General features: G+C 44.0%; 17 protein-coding genes. 8 read left to right on the forward strand and 9 right to left on the reverse strand.

The window, feature by feature from the left end:
- Positions 1–192: 192 nt before the first annotated feature.
- The 5 genes from rnr to PLE34_RS11185 all read right to left on the reverse strand — a co-directional run bounded on the left by rnr (position 193) and on the right by PLE34_RS11185 (position 5,367).
- Positions 193–2,220 carry a ribonuclease R gene (gene rnr, locus PLE34_RS11165; protein ID WP_324556891.1) on the reverse strand — a complete coding sequence of 676 codons (2,028 nt, stop codon included), beginning with the start codon at positions 2,218–2,220 and terminating at the stop codon, positions 193–195.
- A gap of 8 nt (positions 2,221–2,228) precedes the next feature.
- Complete coding sequence (lpxK, locus tag PLE34_RS11170) at positions 2,229–3,305, reverse strand: tetraacyldisaccharide 4'-kinase (protein WP_324556892.1); 1,077 nt, start codon at positions 3,303–3,305, stop codon at positions 2,229–2,231.
- Positions 3,295–3,864, reverse strand: coding sequence for a 5-formyltetrahydrofolate cyclo-ligase (locus tag PLE34_RS11175; protein WP_324556893.1), 570 nt, complete (start codon positions 3,862–3,864; stop codon positions 3,295–3,297). Before PLE34_RS11175 ends, lpxK begins: the two co-directional genes overlap by 11 nt.
- Positions 3,865–3,988: 124 nt before the next feature.
- On the reverse strand, positions 3,989–4,534 hold the full coding sequence (locus PLE34_RS11180; protein ID WP_324556894.1) for an RsmD family RNA methyltransferase: 546 nt from the start codon (positions 4,532–4,534) through the stop codon (positions 3,989–3,991).
- Entirely contained in the window at positions 4,525–5,367 is an 843-nt protein-coding gene (locus tag PLE34_RS11185; protein WP_324556896.1) for a DUF3822 family protein, read from the reverse strand. Before PLE34_RS11185 ends, PLE34_RS11180 begins: the two co-directional genes overlap by 10 nt.
- Before the next feature lie 120 nt (positions 5,368–5,487).
- On the opposite strand from PLE34_RS11185, the gene PLE34_RS11190 reads away from it, so the two are divergent.
- The 7 genes from PLE34_RS11190 (at position 5,488) to PLE34_RS11220 (ending at position 11,857) form a co-directional block, all read left to right on the forward strand.
- On the forward strand, positions 5,488–5,814 hold the full coding sequence (locus PLE34_RS11190) for a HesB/IscA family protein (RefSeq protein ID WP_324556898.1): 327 nt from the start codon (positions 5,488–5,490) through the stop codon (positions 5,812–5,814).
- Positions 5,815–5,846: 32 nt separating this feature from the next.
- On the forward strand, positions 5,847–7,295 hold the full coding sequence (sufB, locus tag PLE34_RS11195; protein WP_324556900.1) for a Fe-S cluster assembly protein SufB: 1,449 nt from the start codon (positions 5,847–5,849) through the stop codon (positions 7,293–7,295).
- A gap of 136 nt (positions 7,296–7,431) precedes the next feature.
- The gene (sufC, locus tag PLE34_RS11200) at positions 7,432–8,193 is read left to right on the forward strand and encodes a Fe-S cluster assembly ATPase SufC (RefSeq protein ID WP_324556904.1); all 762 of its coding nucleotides are present in this window, start codon (positions 7,432–7,434) and stop codon (positions 8,191–8,193) included.
- A gap of 19 nt (positions 8,194–8,212) precedes the next feature.
- Complete coding sequence (gene sufD / locus PLE34_RS11205; RefSeq protein WP_324556906.1) at positions 8,213–9,505, forward strand: Fe-S cluster assembly protein SufD; 1,293 nt, start codon at positions 8,213–8,215, stop codon at positions 9,503–9,505.
- Positions 9,498–10,745 (forward strand): aminotransferase class V-fold PLP-dependent enzyme, encoded by a 1,248-nt coding sequence (locus PLE34_RS11210; RefSeq protein WP_324556908.1) that lies wholly within the window; start codon positions 9,498–9,500, stop codon positions 10,743–10,745. Before sufD ends, PLE34_RS11210 begins: the two co-directional genes overlap by 8 nt.
- A gap of 194 nt (positions 10,746–10,939) precedes the next feature.
- Positions 10,940–11,362 (forward strand): SufE family protein, encoded by a 423-nt coding sequence (locus PLE34_RS11215; RefSeq protein ID WP_324556911.1) that lies wholly within the window; start codon positions 10,940–10,942, stop codon positions 11,360–11,362.
- Between the two features lie 195 nt (positions 11,363–11,557).
- Positions 11,558–11,857 carry an iron-sulfur cluster assembly protein gene (locus PLE34_RS11220; RefSeq protein ID WP_324556914.1) on the forward strand — a complete coding sequence of 100 codons (300 nt, stop codon included), beginning with the start codon at positions 11,558–11,560 and terminating at the stop codon, positions 11,855–11,857.
- A 208-nt stretch (positions 11,858–12,065) separates the two neighbouring features.
- Here PLE34_RS11220 and smc read toward each other — a convergent pair whose 3' ends face one another.
- Entirely contained in the window at positions 12,066–15,587 is a 3,522-nt protein-coding gene (gene smc, locus PLE34_RS11225; RefSeq protein ID WP_324556916.1) for a chromosome segregation protein SMC, read from the reverse strand.
- A gap of 508 nt (positions 15,588–16,095) precedes the next feature.
- On the opposite strand from smc, the gene PLE34_RS11230 reads away from it, so the two are divergent.
- On the forward strand, positions 16,096–16,620 hold the full coding sequence (locus PLE34_RS11230) for a YdeI/OmpD-associated family protein (RefSeq protein ID WP_324556918.1): 525 nt from the start codon (positions 16,096–16,098) through the stop codon (positions 16,618–16,620).
- Positions 16,621–16,690: 70 nt separating this feature from the next.
- On the opposite strand, the gene PLE34_RS11235 is transcribed toward PLE34_RS11230, so the two are convergent.
- The 3 genes from PLE34_RS11235 to PLE34_RS11245 all read right to left on the reverse strand — a co-directional run bounded on the left by PLE34_RS11235 (position 16,691) and on the right by PLE34_RS11245 (position 20,975).
- Positions 16,691–17,638: a ThuA domain-containing protein gene (locus tag PLE34_RS11235; protein WP_324556920.1), complete on the reverse strand. Its 948-nt coding sequence runs from the start codon at positions 17,636–17,638 to the stop codon at positions 16,691–16,693.
- Positions 17,639–17,853: 215 nt separating this feature from the next.
- Positions 17,854–19,749 (reverse strand): chloride channel protein, encoded by a 1,896-nt coding sequence (locus PLE34_RS11240; protein WP_324556923.1) that lies wholly within the window; start codon positions 19,747–19,749, stop codon positions 17,854–17,856.
- A gap of 179 nt (positions 19,750–19,928) precedes the next feature.
- The gene (locus tag PLE34_RS11245; protein ID WP_324556925.1) at positions 19,929–20,975 is read right to left on the reverse strand and encodes a DUF6340 family protein; all 1,047 of its coding nucleotides are present in this window, start codon (positions 20,973–20,975) and stop codon (positions 19,929–19,931) included.
- Positions 20,976–21,338 lie beyond the last annotated feature (363 nt).

The following is a 21,338-nucleotide window of genomic DNA, read 5'->3' on the forward strand; positions in this document are numbered from 1 at the left end:
GTTGTTTAATAAACCCGAAGCCGGGAATTCGAAATCCGAAGGGAATACAAAGCACCAGGAAACAAATTACAAGAAACAAATAATATACAGATACTTTGTTCCTCAGCATGACAGGCAAAATTCAAATCCGAAGTCGTAAATCCCAAATCCGAAAGCGTGCAAACCCTGAAACCTGAAACCTGCAACCCGAATCTACCTTCGCTTCCTCCCTTCTTTACCTTTAACCAATTTTACTTTTTGTGTATCATCTCCGTTATCGCCATTATCCCCGGGCTTTATTACCCATTCATAATCTAATTGTCTTTTTCCCAAATCGGCTGATATGGCTTTTATCCAAACTTTATCTCCCATTCTGAATGTTCTGCCGCTTCTTCTCCCCGCAAGACAATACTCCGCTTCTATTAACCGGAAATCGTCATAGTCCAGCAGGCTTTGAATGCTTACCAGTCCTTCACACTTATGCAGCACCGTTTCTACCCAAAAACCAAAGGCAGCCACGCCACTGATCACGCCTTCAAATTCATCTCCTATGTATTGCTGCATAAACTCAACCTGCTTATACTTATTAGCGGCCCTTTCGGCTTCCATTGCCGCCCTTTCCCGCACACTGCTGTGCAGGCATTTCTCCCCCATCTTTTTATCCGCTTTCGGGTGCCCGTCAAGCACATCCTGTAAAATGCGGTGCACCATAATATCGGGATAACGGCGGATAGGCGAAGTAAAATGACAATAGTTCTCAAAGCCCAATCCATAATGCCCTATATTTTCGGGCGTGTACGCAGCTTTTGCCATGGTACGTATGCCCAACTGTTCCAGCACATGCTGCTCCGGCTTACCCTGCACTTCCGCAAGCATTTTGTTGAACGAAGCGGCTATGCCGGCGGGTGTTTTGGTGTCGAAGCGGTGTCCGAATTTTTTAGCGAATTCCACAAAAGGTAAAAGCTTTTCTTCATCGGGGGTATCATGTATCCTGTATGGAAAGGGAAGCGGTTGTTTATTAACCTTTATCTTTCCCACCTGTTCCGCAACGGTTCTGTTGGCCAGCAGCATAAACTCTTCAATTAACTGGTGTGCCTCTTTGCTTTCTTTAATCACGATGCCTGTGGGCTTGCCATTTTCATCCAATGTAAACCGCACTTCCTGGGAGGAGAAATTAATGGCGCCGTTTTTAAACCGCTGCTTACGGAACTTTTGCGCCATTTCATTCAGTAGCAATATCTCATCTTTATATATGCCTTCTTTGCTTTCAATGATCTGCTGCGCTTCTTCGTAGGTATAGCGATGATTGGAATGAATGACCGTTCTGCCCAGCCAGCAATTTTTAACTTCCCCTTTGGCTGTAATGTCAAAAATAGCGGAGAAGGTTAATTTGTCTTCATTTGGCCGAAGGCTGCACAATACATTTGAAATATGTTCCGGCAGCATCGGCAATACCCTGTCTGGCAAATACACCGAGGTAGCCCTGTTATAAGCATTTTCGTTGAGTACGGTTCCCTCTTCAACATAATAGCTTACATCGGCAATGTGAACGCCAATTTCGTATAAACCGCTCTTTAATTGCCTGAAGCTGATGGCATCGTCAAAATCTTTCGCATCCGCGGGGTCAATCGTAAAGGTGAGGATATCCCTGATGTCTTTACGTTTTTCAATTTCCGCAGCAGGCAGCGTGTCCGGTATCCGCGCTGCTTCTTCCAAGGCGTCATCATCAAACTGAAGCGAAAAGCCGGCGTCAACCAGTATCTGCTTCATGGCCATATCATTTTCATCTGCGGCGTTTAAAACGCTTACCACTTCCCCGTTGGGGCTTTTGGCCTTTCTATCCCAATCGGTAATCCGCACTACCACCCTGTCGCCATTTTGTGCGCCGTTAAACTTACCGGCCGGTATATACATATCGGGTGTTCCCTTGGCTTTGTCCGGGATGAAAAAAGCAAAGTCGGTATTCATTTCCAGGCGGCCTATAAATTCCGTTTGCCTGCGCTCCACTACTTCCAGCACCTCTCCTTCCATTTTTCCTGTTCTTGGATTATGGCGCGTAACGTTCACTTTTACCCTGTCGCCATGCAGGGCGCGGTTAAAATCCTGCGGACGTACAAAAATATCTTTCTCCTGGTTTTCTACCACTACATAACCAATTCCTGAACGGGTAACATCGAGGGTTCCTTCATAAGTATGGGTTTGAGATTTGGGTTTTGCTTTGCGGTTGTTCTTATGTTTCATAAGTGCGCTCAGGATTTTATTTTAAAACCCTGTATAAAATTTTCGATTAAAAAATTGAATCGTTGCGATTCATTAAATAAAAAATAGGTTTCAATAGGCTGTACATACACCGGCATATTTTTTAAGGCTGCAGCAAACTTCACCAATCTTACCGCATCCTTTTCCGTTACGATAATCATTTTGTCCTGTGCGGCTAACTTTTCAAACCTTTGCCGGATCTCTTTGAGGTCATCTATGGTAAAAATATAATGATCCCGGTAATAAATAGCGTCATAGCTGGCGCAGGACTCCTGGATATGTTGTTTTAATGGTGCGGGATTGGCGATACCGCAGGCCAGCAAAACTTCTGTTTCTTTAGACATCCGTTTAATGCCTCTTGAAATAATATGATAGGGCGCCCCGTAGCGGATGCCGGTAAAAAAAAGATGCTGTCCTGCCGTGGGTTTTATTTCCGCCATGATCTCATGCTTCTGCTCACTGCAAAAAGTATCGCTGCATTTGGTAACAACTATAATATCGGCTCTTTTATAGCTGCTCCTGCTGTCGCGTAAATCGCCGGTAGGCAAAAAAATATCCCGGGTAAAAAGATTGTTATAATCGGTAAGCAAAATGTTAAAACCAGCTTTTACCGCGCGGTGCTGCAACGCGTCATCTAATATAATAACATCCGTTTCCGGGCGGTCGAATAATAGCTGCGGAATAGCGATGGCACGTTCTTCACCCACCGCTACCGTTACCTCCGGGAATTTAATGTGAAACTGCATAGGCTCATCACCAATATCAAGCGCCGTGGTTTTATCGTCTGCCAGCACATAACCCCGGGTTTTGCGTTTATAGCCGCGGCTGAGCGTAGCCGTTTTATAGCGGTGCATCAGCAGCCTTAGCAGGTATTCTACCATAGGCGACTTGCCCGTTCCCCCTACGGAAATATTACCTATGCATATTACAGGGAAGTTAAATTCTACAGATTGAATGATCTCATTATCGTATAAATAATTCCTTACCTTAACGGCAGTTCCATATAGAAAAGCGAATGGAAACAACAACACCCGGAACGACCTGAGCCAGACAGAACTAAAATTCATATACCTTTTGTGGTGTTACGCAATGCGTTAAAGGTATATCAAATTCATCAGTATCATCAATAAGCGGCTCTGCCTCAAAGAAAGATAACCCTACTTTAATCACATCTTTCCGGCATTCCGCCAGGAACCGGTCGTAATAGCCTTTTCCATAGCCTACCCTGCTGCCCCGTTCATCAAAAGCAAGCAGCGGAACCAGCACCATATCTATATCTGTACTGTTTATCATTCGCCCTCCCTGGGGTTCCATAATATTATAGGCGTTCTTTATCAAAATGGTGTTTTCATCGTATATATAATGCGCCATACCGTTGCTTTCCACATTAGTTTTAGGTACAACAATATTCAGGCCCGGATTGGAAAATTTCAGTAATTCCATAACAGGATAAGTATCCACCTCTTTTTGTATATCCACAGGCAGGTAAGTATGCAGGTAGTGCAGGAAAGGCAATGCCAGCTCCTGGAAGCGTATGGTGATCAGATCCTGCAGCTTATCCGTTTCCGCTTCCTTCAAAAGCAGCCTTTTTTGCCTGTATATGTGCCGGAGCTCTTTTTTGGTCATATTGTTTTTAGCTTAGGGTGGAAGGTATAAGGTGGAGGGTGCACTTTATACCTTATGCCTTATGCCCTATACCTTTATTACCTTATACCCTATACCTTCTTCCTTAAACTTTTCTTCCTCATACCTATGCCTCATTATTTACAAATATTGAAAACACCGTTGTGCCATAATGCCGCGCCGTTTTGAAATAAGGATGCTTTTCATAGTTATTGCGTGGCGTGTGTTCCAGCACAAACCAGCCTTTTTCAAACAGCAGCTTGTGCTTAAACACTTCAGCCGGCAGGTCGTCAATATTTCCCAGGGCATACGGTGGTCCTGCAAAAATAAAATCAAACTGCTCATTACATTGCCGCATAAATACAAAAACATCCATTTTAATAACCTGTATATTTTCAAACCCCAATGCTTCCCTGTTTTTAGCAATAAAAGCAAACATCTTAGGGTCTTTCTCCACTATTGTAAGCGCTTTTGCTCCCCGCGAAGCCAGTTCATAGCTGATGCTTCCCGTTCCGCCAAAAAGATCAAGCGTTTTTAAAGTACTGATATCAAGGTTATTTTCAATAATATTAAATAAGCCTTCCTTCGCAATGTCGGTAGTAGGGCGGGTATATGGCATTTTAGCAGGCGGGTTAAATTTCCTGCCCCCCGCTGTTCCGCCAATTATTCGCATAAGGCGGTATTAAACAGGGAAGAAAAAAAATGAAGCGGGTATTCATCGAAAGCCCCGGTATATTTAAAATCTGCAGGACGCTCATCCAGCTCAATATGCAAAAAATACTTCAGCAGCTCAGAATATACTGATGAATGATCGTCAAGGAGCCCCGATACATTCAATACAACCTGCCCGCAATCTACCTCAAACCTGCGACAGGCATTCAGCAAATGGTAAGTAACATCCTCAGCCGTTTCATATTCGAAAGTTTGTATGATTTGCAAACCGCCGTTCCTGAACAATGCAAAAAGGAGCTTATTGGGATAAAAGATCAGCGTAGCTTCATCGCCGGCTGCGTTTTCCATCGTTTGCGCTTTTCTTTTCAGTACAATAGTATAAGCATGGTAAAAATGCCCCTTAGGAAAATGCCCACCCAGCAGTTGGTGCAATGCCGCAGGTACCCTGTATACATTGTGTAAGTTCCATTCGTGCACATTATCTGTTAGTATTTCGCCCCTGTTCAGGTCGCCATATATAAGATCCAGGGCGGTTTTGTTTAACCCGGCATCTGATAGCGGTTCCGGCACCAATACGCTTTCAGGAAAATAGTACACCACGGTTACTTTATTATACGACCGGGCGAGCCATTCATTGTGGTAAACCAGCTCTTTACAATGATTAAAAGCATTGTATTTATCCAAGTTAACATATTGCAACGCAATGAATTCATGCTTATTATTGTCTAAAATGCCAAAGAGGAGATGATCTGCCGCTATCTCAACATATAAATTACATTGGGCGGCATCCTCTATTTCGCTAACCGGCACCTGTATCTGGTATGCAACATTCACGCTTATGATTTATTGCCGCAATAATAACACATTTTATACTATATTTCCTTGTTTTCCGCTTTGCGACAATATTCTTATCAGCAAAAATCGTAACTTCGCAAATAGTATAAATCATTTATTATGATCACAGTTTCTGCTTCTGCAAAAGACTATTTAGACCGGTTGATGGCAGAAGAAAAAAGAGAAGGAGATACCTTTGTAAGGGTAGGTGTTAAAGGCGGGGGATGCTCAGGGCTTGAATATAACCTGCATTTTGATGTAGAAAGAAAAGCAGGAGATGAATTATATGAAGATAAAGGTATTAAGATAGTTGTAGATATGAAAAGCCTTTTATATCTATACGGCACCGAATTGGATTATTCGGGCGGCTTAAACGGGAAAGGGCTTGTTTTTAAAAATCCGAATGCCAGCAGAACCTGTAGCTGTGGTGAGAGCTTCGCGGTATAGGTTCAGGCAATTCAGAACAATACATTATAATTATGGCTAATAACAGTGCCTCCATATTGGAGGAATATAGTGATAAAGAGTATGAGTTTGGCTTTGTAACTGATATTGAGATGGATGTGTCTCCCAGGGGGCTGAATGAAGATACGGTACATTTTATATCCGCTAAAAAAAAGGAACCCCAATGGCTGTTAGACTGGCGATTGAAAGGCTACCAGGCATTTTTAAAGCAGCCCGAACCCCATTGGCAGAACTTTGAACTCCCAAAAATTGATTTCCAGGATATATCCTACTATGCCGCTCCAAAATCAAAGGCAAAGTATAAGGATATGAATGAGGTGGATCCCGAACTCATTGCCACCTTCGAAAAACTGGGCATTCCCCTTTCGGAACAAAAAATATTAGCCGGGGTAGCGGTTGACGCTGTTTTTGACAGTGTTTCCGTAGCCACTACCTTCCAGGAAACCCTGAAAGAGCAGGGCATCATTTTTTCATCCATAAGCAAAGCAGTAAAGGAGCATCCCGAACTGATACAAAAATACCTGGGTTCGGTTGTGCCTTATTCAGATAATATTTATGCCGCTTTAAACGCGGCGGTTTTCTCCGATGGATCCTTTGTGTATATTCCCAAAGGCGTTCGCTGCCCTATGGAGCTGTCTACTTATTTCAGGATCAACTCAGAAAATACAGGCCAATTTGAACGCACCCTTATTATTGCCGATGAAGGCAGCTACGTAAGCTACTTGGAAGGCTGCACCGCACCCAAACGTGATGAAAACCAGATGCATGCGGCAGTGGTGGAGCTGATAGCCCTTGAAAACGCAGAAATTAAATACAGCACTGTACAAAACTGGTATCCGGGCGATAAAGAAGGTAAAGGCGGCATTTATAATTTTGTAACCAAACGCGGTGTTTGCCGGGGCGCCCACTCCAAAATTTCATGGACCCAGGTTGAAACCGGTTCGGCAATTACATGGAAATACCCCAGCGTAATTCTGCAGGGCGATTATTCGAGCGGTGAGTTTTATTCGGTGGCGGTAACTAAAAACAGACAGATTGCCGATACAGGCACTAAAATGTTCCATATTGGCAAGGGCACCAAAAGCCGCATCATATCAAAAGGTATTTCAGCCGGCGAAGGACAAAACAGCTATCGTGGACTGGTACAGGTGGGCAGCAAGGCAGAAAACGCGAGAAACTTTACCCAATGTGACTCCCTGTTGATTGGAGACCGTTGCGGCGCTCATACTTTCCCTTATATTGAATCCAAGAACAAAACCGCTACTATTGAGCATGAAGCTACTACTTCAAAAATAGGCGAAGACCAGATCTTTTACCTCAACCAGCGGGGAATAGATACTGAAAAAGCAGTAGCGCTGATCGTGAACGGCTATGCAAAAGAAGTGCTGAACCAGCTACCCATGGAGTTTGCAGTGGAAGCGCAGAAGCTTTTATCCATTACGCTGGAAGGAAGTGTGGGATAGGGAGTGAAAAAGTAGTAAGTGGTAAGTAGTAAGTGGGGAGATGTAAAAGCATTTATTGTTCCGGTTTATATAAACAGTTAACGAATTCAGTTCCGAAAGGAGTTATTACACAAAATAAGAAACACAGCAATATATCATGTTAAGCATAAAAAATTTACAGGCGAAGGTTGAGGATAAGCAGATATTAAAAGGCATTAACCTGCAGGTAAACGCGGGCGAAATACATGCGATCATGGGACCGAACGGTTCAGGGAAAAGCTCCCTTGCCTCCGTGCTCACCGGCAGGGAAAACTTTGAAGTTACCGGCGGAGAAGTGATATTCGATGGCAAGGACCTGCTGGAGCTTTCACCTGAAAACAGGGCGCGGGAAGGTTTGTTCCTTGCTTTTCAATACCCCATTGAAATACCCGGGGTTTCCAATATTAACTTTTTGCGTACCGCTTTAAACGAAATAAGGGCCTATCATAATGAACCGCCGTTAGAAGCGAAAGAGTTTCTTCGTTTAACCAGGGAAAAGCAAAAATTAGTGGAGTTTGATGCCAAGCTCACCAATCGTTCCTTAAACGAAGGCTTTTCAGGAGGTGAGAAAAAAAGGAATGAAATATTTCAGTTAGCCATGCTCAATCCCAGGCTCTCCATCTTAGATGAAACGGATTCGGGACTGGATATTGACGCTTTGCGCATTGTATCCAACGGCGTAAATAAACTGCGCTCCGAAAAGAATGCATTTATTGTAATTACCCACTACCAGCGTTTGCTGGAATACATCGTACCCGATTTTGTGCATGTATTATATGATGGCAGGATTGTAAAATCGGGCACTAAAGAATTAGCGCTTGAGCTGGAAGAAAAAGGCTACGACTGGATAAAGGAACCTGCTACAACGGCATCGGTTTGATGATTAACGCAATTTTGAAATGATTACAACTACATCACTATACGACCAGTTTATTACGCTATACAGGGAAAAGGAAACGGCGCAGGATAATAACTGGCTGAAACCTTTACGGGATAGCGCTTTTGAAGCGTTTTCCGGCAAAGGGTTTCCTACAACTAAGCTGGAAGAATGGCGGTTTACCAACGTGTCTCCTTTTTTAAAGGAAGATTTTCGCCTTCAGCCCGGTGCCGCTTCTTTGCACAAACTGCACAGCGCGGTACAAATACCCCTGCTGGATGCTTACGAAGTGGTTTTAAAGAATGGTATGCTCAATGAAGATGTGAGTATACCGGGTGTAAAAGTTCTGCCACTCCGTACTGCACTAAAGAACGATGACCTGAAAGCTTACCTGGGCCAACGCATTAACCTTCAAAAGCATCCTTTTGCTGCTTTGAACACGGCGCTGTTTGAAAACGGCATTGTAATAGAAGCGGAGAAAAACAGTGTTTGCGATAAGCCCATACACATTACGCATGTATACAATGCGGAAGAAGCCGTTTTTATTCAGCCAAGGATATTGATTATTGCCCACAGGAGCAGTAAAATACAAATTGTTGAATCGGTTGTGGTAATAGGCGATAAACCTCTATTTGTAAACAGTGTTACAGAATGCTATGTGGCAGAAAACGCGCAGGCAGACCAGTACAACCTGCAGATCGCCCCATCCAATGCGCACTTAGTTAACTTTAACCAAACCGTGCAGCAAAGCAACAGCCTGTATAATAACCACACGTACATATTACCTGACGCTTCTTTTGTGCGTAATAACCTGCATCTTGATCTGAACGGCACCAATACTGAAAGCCACCTGTATGGACTGTACCTTGCCGGGGCCAGGCAATTAGCGGATAACCACACAACGGTCAATCACCTGTTTCCCAACTGCCTCAGCAATGAATTGTATAAAGGCGTGCTGTTAGACAGCTCCCGGTGTGTTTTCAGCGGCAGGATATTTGTAGACCAGGATGCACAGAAAACGAACGCTTTCCAGCAAAACAATAATATGCTGCTGAGCAATAAGGCAGTGGTAGATTCGAAGCCGCAGTTAGAAATTTTTGCGGATGATGTAAAATGCAGTCATGGCTCCACCGTGGGCAGTCTCAACAAAGAAGCGCTGTTTTATTTGCAATCGAGAGGCATTGGCGAAACGGCCGCGAGAAACCTGATGGTAAAGGCATTCGCATTTGATGTTACCAATAAAATACAGATCCCTGCCGTAAGAGAATATGTTGAAAAACTGATCACCCGTAAAATGGCAGAAGCGTATGACTAACAGTGAAACCATAACAGATAGTGTGCTGGATATTGAAAAGATCAGGAGAGACTTCCCGATATTGAAAACCAAAGTGTACGGCAAGCCATTGATCTATTTAGACAATGCGGCCACTACACAAAAGCCGCAGCCTGTTCTGGAATCACTCCATAACTATTATACCCACTATAACAGTAATGTACACCGCGGCGTTCACTTTTTAAGCCAGCAGGCCACGGAAGCCTATGAAGTGGCAAGAAGAAAAATAGCCGGCTATATTAATGCCCGCCATGAGCATGAAATAATATTTACAAAAGGCACCACCAACGGCATTAACCTGGTGGCCGCTTCGTTCGGTAAAAAATTTTTAAAAGCGGGAGATGAAGTGCTGATCTCCGCCATGGAACATCATTCCAACATTGTTCCCTGGCAGCTGATCTGTGAAGAGAAAGGAGCAACATTAAAAGTAATACCCATTGATGAAGCGGGCGAATTAAAGATGGATGGCTTTGATGAGCTGCTGACAGATAAAGTGAAAATAGTAGCCGTTACTTATGTTTCCAACAGCCTGGGTACCGTAAATCCCGTTCATGAAATTATTCAGAAAGCGCATGCGGTAAACGTACCGGTTTTAATAGACGCAGCGCAGGCTATCCAGCATATGCCTATAGACATTCAGCAATTAGATGCCGATTTTTTAGCTTTTTCGGGCCATAAAATATACGGGCCTACCGGCGTGGGTATTTTATACGGAAAAGAAAAGTGGCTTAACGAGATGCCTCCTTATGAAGGTGGTGGTGATATGATCAAAAATGTAACTTTTGCTAAAACTACCTATAACGAACTGCCTTTTAAATTTGAAGCGGGCACACCCGATATCTCCGGCGGTATTGCGCTGGGTGCTGCAATAGACTATGTACAGCACGTTGGCATATCTGCTATTCAGCAGGCGGAAGAAGAAGTGGTAGCCTATGCTTACGACCGGCTTTCAGCCATACCTTCCCTGCGTTTCATAGGCGATGCTAAACACCGCTCCGGCGCCATATCTTTTTTAGTGGGTAATATCCATCCCTTCGACCTGGGCGAAATATTAGATAAGCAATCCATTGCCGTAAGAACGGGGCACCATTGTACTCAGCCGGTTATGGATTTCTTTCAGATTCCCGGAACGGTAAGGGCTTCCTTTGCATTTTATAATACAAAGGCTGAGGTTGATGCGTTGGTTGATGGTATTGAGAAAGCCAAACGCATGCTGGAATAGCTGCTGTCTTTTTGGGCGCATTTCAAATTTTCGCAGGTGAGTGGTGACACCCACCTGTAGAACCCGCTTCCGGTCGGTGTCTCACCGACCGGAAAGTTGTACATGGAGCGAAAAATTGAAATACGCCCGTCTTTTTTCTCTCCACCTAAAATTGCTGAAAAGTGCTGAACTTTGCACTAAGGAGCAAATGTATAATGACTATAAAAGAACAACAGGATACGATCATAGAAGAATTCAGTTTTTTTACCGACTGGACCGAAAAATATGAATACATTATTCAGTTGGGTAAGGATCTGCCATTGATTGACGAACAGTATAAGAAAGAAGAAAATCTTATCAAAGGCTGCCAGAGCAAGGTTTGGCTGCATGCCGAACATAAAGATGGGAAAATATTCTTTACTGCCGACAGCGATGCGGTGATCACCAAGGGACTGGTAAGCATGGTGGTGCGGGTATTGTCCGGACAATCGCCGGCAGCTATTGCTGAGGCTGAAATATATTTTGTAGACGCCATTGGCTTAAAAAGCCATTTATCGCTTACCCGTTCCAACGGGCTGCTGTCTATGCTGAAGCAGATGAAAATGTATGGGGTGGCTTTGAGAGCGAGGGGGATTTGAAATTTATAATCTGAAATTTGAGATGGGAATGCAGCTTATAGTTTTTGGCTTTATACAATCAAAGATGCTCCTGTAGTATAATCAAAAGATAATACGGAATTATTTATTATTGAAATTATTCTAAAGTACAGTGCCTCCATCTTAGGCTGAGGAAAGAGTAATTTCAAATCTCCAATCTTAAATTTCAAATTTAATATGCTTAACGATAAAATAGAAGAAGTTTTAAGAACAGTATATGATCCTGAGATCCCTGTAAACATCATGGACCTGGGATTGGTATATGAACTGGAGGCTGATGACAATGGTAAAGTAAAGATCACTATGACCCTTACAGCGCCCGGCTGCCCCGTTGCCGGCGATATTGTGGCGGAAGTGCAGCAAAAAACAGAAGCTATTGAAGGTGTAACCGATGTGTATGTGCACCTTACTTTTGACCCGCCCTGGAACAGGGAAATGATGAGTGAAGAAGCGAAGCTTGAGCTGGGATTTTTGTAGCTGGGGCTTTCAGCAGTCGGCAATCAGCTTTTAGCAATAAGTGTCTTGCATTATCGTTTTTCCGGGGTATAATCCGGGAAGAACATAGCGGGTACGAAGTCGGAGACTTCACACAGCGAAGACAATAAATAATACGGCTGAACTGTAATACAAAAGCCGAGCTCCCTGCGACCTGTAACCTGAGACCCTATACCTCACACCTCCTCCCCTAATTCAACCCCCTGAAATCAACGGGCACTAATTTGCTTACGCCCGGCTCCTGCATGGTTACGCCATATATAATATCCACGGTAGACATGGTCATTTTGTTGTGGGTAACAATAATGAACTGCGAGTTTTCGCTGAACTGGCGGATCATATTGGTGAACTTATTTACATTGGCATCATCAAGCGGGGCATCTACCTCATCCAATATGCAAAAAGGAGCAGGCTTGAGCAGGTAAATAGCGAACAGCAGCGCAGTAGCCGTTAATGTTTTTTCTCCCCCGCTTAGCTGGGTAATGGAAGAAGGCCGCTTACCTTTGGGCTTGGCAACAATATCAATACCGGTTTCAGCAAGATTCTCCGGATTTTCCAGCAAAATATCCGCCGTATCTTCTTCGGTAAATAAGGCCTTAAATACTTTCTGAAAATTTTCTCTTACTATATTAAAGGTTTCCAAAAACTTCTGGTTGGCAGTGGCTTCTACCTCCTGGATGGTTTGTAAAAGGCTATCCTTTGCCGTAACCAGGTCATTCTTTTGTTCAAGAATAAACTCATATCTTTTTCGCATTTCCTGGAAAGCTTCAATGGCTGTGGGATTTACCTCACCCATATTTTCAAGCCGTTTCTTCATCCTTTCGCAGGCAGCCTGCAAATCCTCCAACGGCGTTTCCGTTGCACGGGGCTCATCCAATATGGTATCCAGGTCCACCCTGAACTCTACGCTTAGTCTTTCCTTCATTCCGGCCAACTGCAATTTCAGCTCGCTTAATTTGTCTTTTATTTCATTCAGCAAATGATCTAATTGCTCTTTTGCCTTTTGCCGCTGGCGCAGGGCACTTTCTTTTTCATTTAAAGCATTGCGCCTGTTGTAATAGGCCTGGTCGGCCTCATTAAGTTTTTTTTCTTCTTCATCCTTGTTCCGCAGCATATCTAATAACAGGGCAGCAGCAACTTGTATGGTTTCTTCTGTTTGAGCAATGTTTCCAGAAGCTTCCAGCAACTGAACGTTACTGTTGTCAATCTGGGCTTTCAAATCTATCAACTGCCCGTTCTTAAATTGATGTTCCTGCTTTAAAGCATTTACCTTGCTCTGCAATTTGGTGTATTGCAGATTGCCATCGTTGTAGGCTGCACTGGCAAAATTATATTCCTGTTCGGCATGGGTATAATCCTGGTCGGCATCCCGAAGCTTATCCTGCAACTCCTGCAACTGTGCATTTAATTTCTCCAGGTCTTCCCTCACTTCGGCTATGCTGTCGTGGTTGTTCTGCAGTTGTTCTTTAAGTTCTTCCAGCCGCCTGCTGCCGTTTGTTTCCATCTGCTGCAGGTTCTCCATCTTATTCTGCAAAGCAAAAGCCTGGTTGGTTAACTGGCTGATAGCATCCTGGGTTTGCCGTATCGCCTGTTCTTTTAATTGCTGGTTATACCCGATCACTTCATTATGACGCGCCTGTATAGTGGCTTTCAGTTCATTAACCACCGTTTCCTGCGCAATAATTTCCTCATACAGCTTTTCAAGATTTTTTGCACGGCCTATTTTTTTGCCTTCAAATAATCCCACACTGCCACCGGTGAGCGCATATCTGCCTTTTACGTATTTGCCGGTTTTTTCCAGCACAACGGCGCCATTGCTGTTATGCAACGCTTCATCATTTTCGGCGATATACACATTACTTAACAGGTACTCGGCCAGTTTCCTGTACTGCGGTTCCACTTCAATTACCTCCATTGCTGCAAGGGTTCCGCCTGGCTGCTGATGCTGCACATCACTAAAACCATTTATCCTGTCTAACAAAAAGAAATTGGCTTTCCCCTTTTTATTGGTATCTAAAAGCTGCACTGCCTGCAGCCCTTCCTCCAGGTTGTTCACTACATAGTAATTAAGATAAGGTTCCAGCACATTTTCTACTGCTGCGCGGTATGCTTCTTTAACGTAAATAATATCCGACAAAATTGGAGCGGCATGGTTCCATCCCTGGTTATTGTGCAAAAACTTTACACTTTCCGGATAACCCTCCATAGAATCAATCAGGCTTTTCAGCAAGGCATGCTCATTTTTACGGGCATCAAGCTTACGGCTTTCCTCCGCCAGCTGGTTGCGCAGGATTTCTACCTTTGCCTGCGTTTGCAGTATCTGCTCCTTTGTATGCTCGTGCTGTTCCTGCAGTTGCTGCAGGCCGGTTCGCTTATTATCTAATTCAATTTCCTTCTCTTCCCTTTCTGTTTCCAATAGCGCTATCTGCTGTTTGCGCTGCGCCTGCTCCTCTTCTCCCTGCATAATCGTGCGCTGGATATTCTGGATAGAGGTATCAGCAACGGCTACCTGCTTTTCAGCATCAAACTGCCGCCTTTGCAAAGCCTGATTATCGCGGCGAACGATATCAATAGCCGCGCGTTTTTCATCAAAAACGCGGCGCTTCTCCTCTACCCCTTCCTTTAAGCGCTCTACTGTTTCAATAAATTCTCCCAGCTTAATTTCCTCATCTGCTATTTGCACAGACGTAAAAGCAATACTTTCTTCCAGGCCCTTTAACTGGCCTTCCGATTTTTGTAAAAAATTGCGCAAACCGGTTTCCCTTTCTTTCAGGTATTGCAGGCGCTGCTCTCCGAGACTCTTTTCGCTTTCTTTGCTCCGCACCGTTCCCAGCAGGTTGTTAAAAGCATGCTGCATTTCCTGTAACTGTTTTTCCTGCTCAATAAAGCCCAGCTTGTCCTGCTCTATAGCGGCTTCCTCCTGTGCAATACCGGCTTCCAGCTCAAAACGTTTGTCTATTTCCTGTTGCTGCTGCTCATTTAAGTCCTTGTATGTAATATTAAATCCTTCAAGCGCGGCTTTTGCCAGTTCCACGCTCAGCTCTTTATATTCCTTTTTGATCTCGTAATATTTCTCCGCCTTTTTGGCCTGGCTTTCCAAACTTTTTAACTGGTTATTGATCTCAAAAAGAAGGTCTTCAATCCGCGCCAGGTCCTGCTCAGTGGCATCTAATTTTAATTTGGCTTCCCGTTTCCGGGTTTTGTAAATGGTAATGCCCGCAGCCTGTTCGAGCATACGGCGGCGGCTGTTCTCCTTATCTTTAATGATATCATCCACCATACCCAGCTCAATAATGGCATAGCTGTCGGTACTGATGCCCGTATCCAAAAAGAGATTATGGATATCTTTGAGGCGGCAGTTCACATCATTGAGGCGGTATTCGCTTTCCCCGCTTTTATAAAACTTCCGGGTTACAGTAACCGTACCGAATTCCGTAGGAAGCAGGTTGCGTGTATTTTCAAAAGTAAGGCTTACCTCGGCCAAACCGCTGGCGCTGCGGGTACGTGATCCGTTAAAAACAAGGCTTTCGAGATTTTCACTGCGCAGGTTGCTGATCTTATGTTCGCCTATCACCCAGCGAATGGAATCTATAATATTGCTTTTACCGCAGCCGTTTGGCCCGATAATGCCTGTAATTCCCTGGTCGAAATTGATCGTAGTTTTGTCGGCAAAACTCTTAAAACCCTTGATTTCTAAACTCTTTAAACGCACAGTTCAATATTTTTTGTGGAATGGGCAAAAATAGCTGAATCAAAACGAAAATTAGTGCAGGCAATTTTATCAAACCCCATTATTATTAACGAATTATGCACAAGAACCCGGCCCATATTGCAACTATACACAATATGTGAACAATTACCAGCGAGATGCAATATCGGGTAAAATAGTGAGGGAGGGGGATTTGAGATTTTGTGGGGGACAGGGTGCAGGTTTCAGGTTTCAGGTTTCAGGTTGCAGGTTTCAGGTTTCAGGTATTTTTCAGGATACAGGGGATCTCGCTTCGGATTTAATGATTTGTGGCTTATAGCTTGTCGTTTATAGTTTGTGGTTTATAGTTTGTGGTTTATGGTTGCATTTCGCTTCGGATTTGAGAATTCATTTGGTTTTTGTGATTTGGTTCTTTGTATTTCCCTCGAATTTTGGATTTACGACTTCGGATTTGATTTGTTATTTGTATTTTGGTTCTTGTTTTTCTTCCCATTATTTTTTACTTAAACGCATGGTCACCTTCACCGCCACTATATTAAAATTCGGAAAAAAAGGGGAAAAGACTGGCTGGAATTATATTGAAATACCCCGCGATATTGCTGAACAGCTTAAGCCTGCCACAAAAACCAGTTTTCGCGTAAAAGGCAGGTTAGATGATTTTGCCATTAAAGGAGTAAGCCTTGTGCCGATGGGCGGCGGAAATTTTATTATGGCACTGAACGCTGCCATGCGCAAGGGTATCCGTAAGAACAAGGGGGCGATGGTTAAAGTGCAGCTAACAGTTGATACACCTTATGAAATTCTTCCCGAGCTGCTGGAATGCTTATCGGATGAGCCATCCGCCATGCACTTCTTTAAACAGTTGCCCCGTTCACACCAGAACTATTTTTCCAAATGGATTGAAGCCGCCAAAACAGACGCCACCAAAGCCAAAAGGATTACGCAAACCATAAATGCCATGATCAAACAGCAGGGATACGGAGAAATGATACGGTCGCTGAAAAAGGATAAAGATGATTTGATGGAGAATTTGTGACCACAGGCTGTCATTATTTTGATATCCCTGATAGATTGCGAAAAATGGGGAGGCCGTTCGGGTTTGAAATTTATTTGGTTCTTGTATTTTGGTTCTTGGTGCTTCTATCTGCATATCTGCGGCGTATACTTATTTTATCAGGTTCCGGAAAGTCACCGGGCGCCTTTTGTGTAACCCTGCCGGTTGCCACCCATTCGGCGCCCCTTTGCAAAAAAGTAATAAAACCAGCGCATTGCTGCGATTCATTGGCATGGCCCAGCGTGGTATGAAAAATTTTCCCTTTTCCATAAGTAATTGCCATCATCATAGGCTCATTGCGCCCGGTACCACCCTGGTCTTTTGCACTGTAAGCGGTAGCCAGTACTTCCATGTTTTCAGCAGGTCCGCGCAGGCGGTCGTATAGCTCGTCTTTGCTGTGCATCCATACTTCGGGCAAACCTTTGGTTATGGGGTGTTGCTTATTACGGGTAACAATTTTAAAGGCATGAAATTTACCATGATTGCCACCCACCCCCGGGCTATCGTCTTTTACCAGCTTTCCCGCTTCATCATAATAAATATAAGGTCCGTCCTTTTCAGTTCTGTTGCCCCATCCTCCTATACCTATCATCTTGTTAAACTCCGGCCATTCAGGGAATGCGTTATCAGCGGCATGTACCGCTACTACGCCCCCACCGTTTTTTACAAAGGATTCAAACGCAGCATTGGTTTCCTGCGGCCAGGCATCGCCGTTATAATTGAGCAATACCGCTTTGTAATGGCTGAAAGCGGGTTTAAAGCCTTCCATGTTTCCGCCTTCGGGAGAAGTGGTGGCAATATCAACAGCAAAAAGACCCGTCTCTTCCAGGTAGCCCTTCATCATTTGCGTGGTTTGGGGCCAGTTGCCGTGGTTATTCTGCCCGTCAATGATCAGCAGCTTTATTTTTTCCTTTGGCAATTGCGCATGGCTATACTGCATACACAGGATGCACAGGCATACTGCAAGCACTGCAGCCACCTTTACAGTAACTTTTTTCATTTTTATCATTTTATTTTTTTAATGGTCATGCGTAATTCGTCCACTAATCATCGTCTTTGGACCGGATTATTTTTCATGGCTCATTCATGTATGATCTTAACTATTTACTACTCAGCTGTGCAACCCAACTGTAAACTACAAACGATAAACCACAAATTGAGAAATCCGAATCCGGAAAGCAATCTCAAATCTTATATCTCAAATTTCAAATCCCTTTATTTATCTTTTACCTTCCTCGAAGTCATCAGCTTTTGCCCGCGCAATAATATTTTCAGCCCTCTTCTTTTTAATGAAATGCCGGGATGCTTTTTTACGTGTTCATCCATATTTTTTTTGTACGAAGCAATGATTTCCCGGTAAGACAGGATGCCGATAATACTATTATTGTTTTCTTTTGATACCACCGGCAATACATCTGTGTTTTCTTTTGCCATGATCTCTACCGCCGTACGCAGACTGCTGCCAATGCCAACAGATATATTTTTGCGTTTAACAAGGTCCCCTACCCTGCTGTCGTCGCTTTGAAGATGGCTGAATATGGTAGAAGAGCTCAGTATCCCTTTATATTCTCCTTCATTACTGGAAATAATAAAATAATTGCTGTTGTAATCGGGCTCTTTACTGAGCCATTCTTTTATTTCTTTAACCGTATTATCCCCGCTCAGCACAATGCCGTTTTCTTTAATAACCTGCTCCACGGAAATTTTTTCCAGGATATCGGGCTCATACGAATGCGGGGTTTTAACGCCCCTGCGTGCAATTTTTTCCGTCATAATGGTATTTTCCATTATAAAGAAGGAAACAAAATACGAAGCGGCACAGGCAGCCAGCAAGGGTAATAGCGCATTGGATTGCGCCGTGGTTTCCAACGCAAAAATAATCGAAGTAAGCAAGGCCCTTGATGCGCCGGCAAACATAGCCGACATGCCCACCAGGGCAGCCAACGAAATAGTAACGCCACTTTGTGGAAAGAAATGAATAATACCACTACCGAGCAAAACGCCTGTGGCGCCGCCTATGGTAAGCAACGGCGCCAATGTGCCGCCCGATGTGCCGCTGCCCAGGGCAATTGCCCATGATAAGAATTTGAGCAGGCACAACGACAATACAAACGGGATGGTGAACTCGCCGGACAGGATGTTCGTGATATTCTCGTATCCTACACCAAGTGTTTCAGGCGAAAAATAACCAATAATGCCAACAGCCAGCCCGCCAATAGCAGGCCACCACATCCAGTGAACAGGTAATTGCTCAAAGCCATCCTCTATATAATAAACGATCCTGGTAACCAAAACCGATAATACACCAATAACAATGCCCATGCCGCTGTATGCTGCCAGTGCCGTATTGGAAGGAGTTGCTATAACATGCTTAATAGCAAATACCGGTTCGGATCCAAATAACAGGTGATGCCCCGCCGCACCGGTAATGCATGCGAGTGCTACAGGGATGATAGAACGTGGTGAAAATTCAAATAATAATAATTCTACGGCCAGGAAAATGGCGGCAATAGGGCTCCCGAAAATAGCCGACATACCTGCTGTGGCGCCTGCCGCTAATAATATCTTTCTTTCGTTGTGGGTGATCTTCAGCAATTGCCCGAGTGTAGAGCCCAGGGCGCCACCGGTAGCTATAATAGGACCTTCCGCACCAAACGGGCCACCGGTACCTATAGATACCGCCGATGACAACGGTTTTAAGTAAGTAATGGTGGGTTTTATTTTACTTTGGTTGGTTAGTATTTGCTCCATGGCTTCGGGAATACCATGCCCCCGTATTGCTTTTGAACCATACAAGGCCATTAAGCCAACAATTACTCCGCCTATTGCCGGAATAGCAATCACAAATAATCCCAGGGTGTTATTAACGGGAGTGGAATGTGCGGTGGAAAAGCTTCCGTAAAAAGAGATGTTTGTAATGAGATCAATAAGATGGATCAGTAATTTGGCGATAAAGCTGATGCAGATGGCAACCAAAACAGCCAGCGCCGAAATCGTTATTAACCTTTTCTTGTCCTGGGCTACCAGCGGCTGATCAATCGCTGCTTCTATGGCAGGGGTTAATGAAATGGAGACAGGAATGCCTTTGTTTAAAATTTTACGCTTGATCATTTACTATTTATCTTTTACTATGCGGCAGGGTCATGGGCGGGAAAGTCAGTATGGAAGGTGCAACGGCTTATCCCGGTTTTGAAAGTGGCGAAGGTAAGCACTAACGTGCAAATTTTAATATGCAGTACTGACGGAGGTATGCGATTGAAGAGCGATGAAATGAAGATATGCAGGTAAGCTTACCGGGCGCTTATCGCTTCCTGTCCTTCCAGGATAGCATTATTGACCTTCCTGTTTTCCAGAATTTTTACATACCGCAGTGCAAGTTTATTATTATAGTTCTCATAGGCTTTTTGTGCCCATTGTATAGCCCCGTTGAGGTTACCGTTGATCTCATTAATGATAGCCATGTTATAGCAGGCTCTCCCGGCCACCTTGCTTTTATCGCTGGTGGTTTCCTTTTCCCATATCGCCGCGGCATCATCCCAGTTGCCGGTTTGCGCTTTACGACGCGCCATTCGGAAATTGTCTGTTCCTCTCACATAATAATCTCTCGACACCCGTAACCAGTATGGAATAATCCTGAATGCATAATCCTGTCCGGCTTTATTGCCCACCTGCTTCAGCGCTTCCTTGCGGCCAATTAAGGCGCCTGCCGCTTTCACCGGGTTAATGCCTTTGCCGGAGAACGCCATTTTGCCCGATACAGGAAACTCATCTAATATATTTCTTTCAGCAGGATCATATATACGCCAGCCTGCTTTTACCGTGGTAAGCATGGTGGCGCTATGCTCAACGCCGGGTACTTTGCCTAAGGGCGTATTAACGGTAACCGGGTTAGCGGCATACGTGATTTTTGAATCGGTATCAAACAATTCCAGCGCAAAAAGCGCATCCGTATTATTTTTCCTGCATATTTTTTCTACCACATCCCAGGTAAGCGGCGCCGGGAAAATGCCCGGAACAGGGCTTGTGAGACCAGCACCATCAATTGTTTTTACGCCTGCAAACCGGTTGTTTTTCAGCAATTCATTTTCCAGTCCGGCAATACTTGCCTGCGCTCCTTCTTTATCCAGGTCCTTTCCTTCTAAAGAAAACACTTTATCCACCACATCCACCACTTTATTCTGCTGGGCTACTTCGCTCCTGTTAATTACCCCAACATTTTTTATATGTGCAGGAAGGGTTACCGGAGCAGGTTCCAATACGCTTAACCGTACCAGCTCTGTGGACGCGCAGGAATATAAACCAACTGAAAGTAAAATATAGAAGACCGGATTTTTCATATTACTGGATTTAGGCATAACAGGCGTTATACCAATAATAAAACGATGAATTGTTCCCTGTAGTATGAATTCCAATAAACGATAAAAAACACCAGAAGATAGAAATGATTTCCAGGGGGTCAGGGATGAGGTCTGGTTAAGGGACTATTTACTTAAGCTTGCATTTCCACCTTCTGGTGAAGGGTTTAGGGTTGTTTCTCAGGTTGTGGTTTAAGATTCAATTTATTGCTATCGGCTTTTATGTACCTGAAAGTGAGCGATAAAATTAAAGGTTTGTGCATTTCCGCAGTTCTTAATCGTCTTTTATCATTCCGCGTTTGCAACGCAAAGATCAGGCATCACATGGCGATAAAAAATAGTACA

This window comes from Agriterribacter sp., from assembly GCF_035445465.1.
GTDB lineage: Bacteria > Bacteroidota > Bacteroidia > Chitinophagales > Chitinophagaceae > Agriterribacter.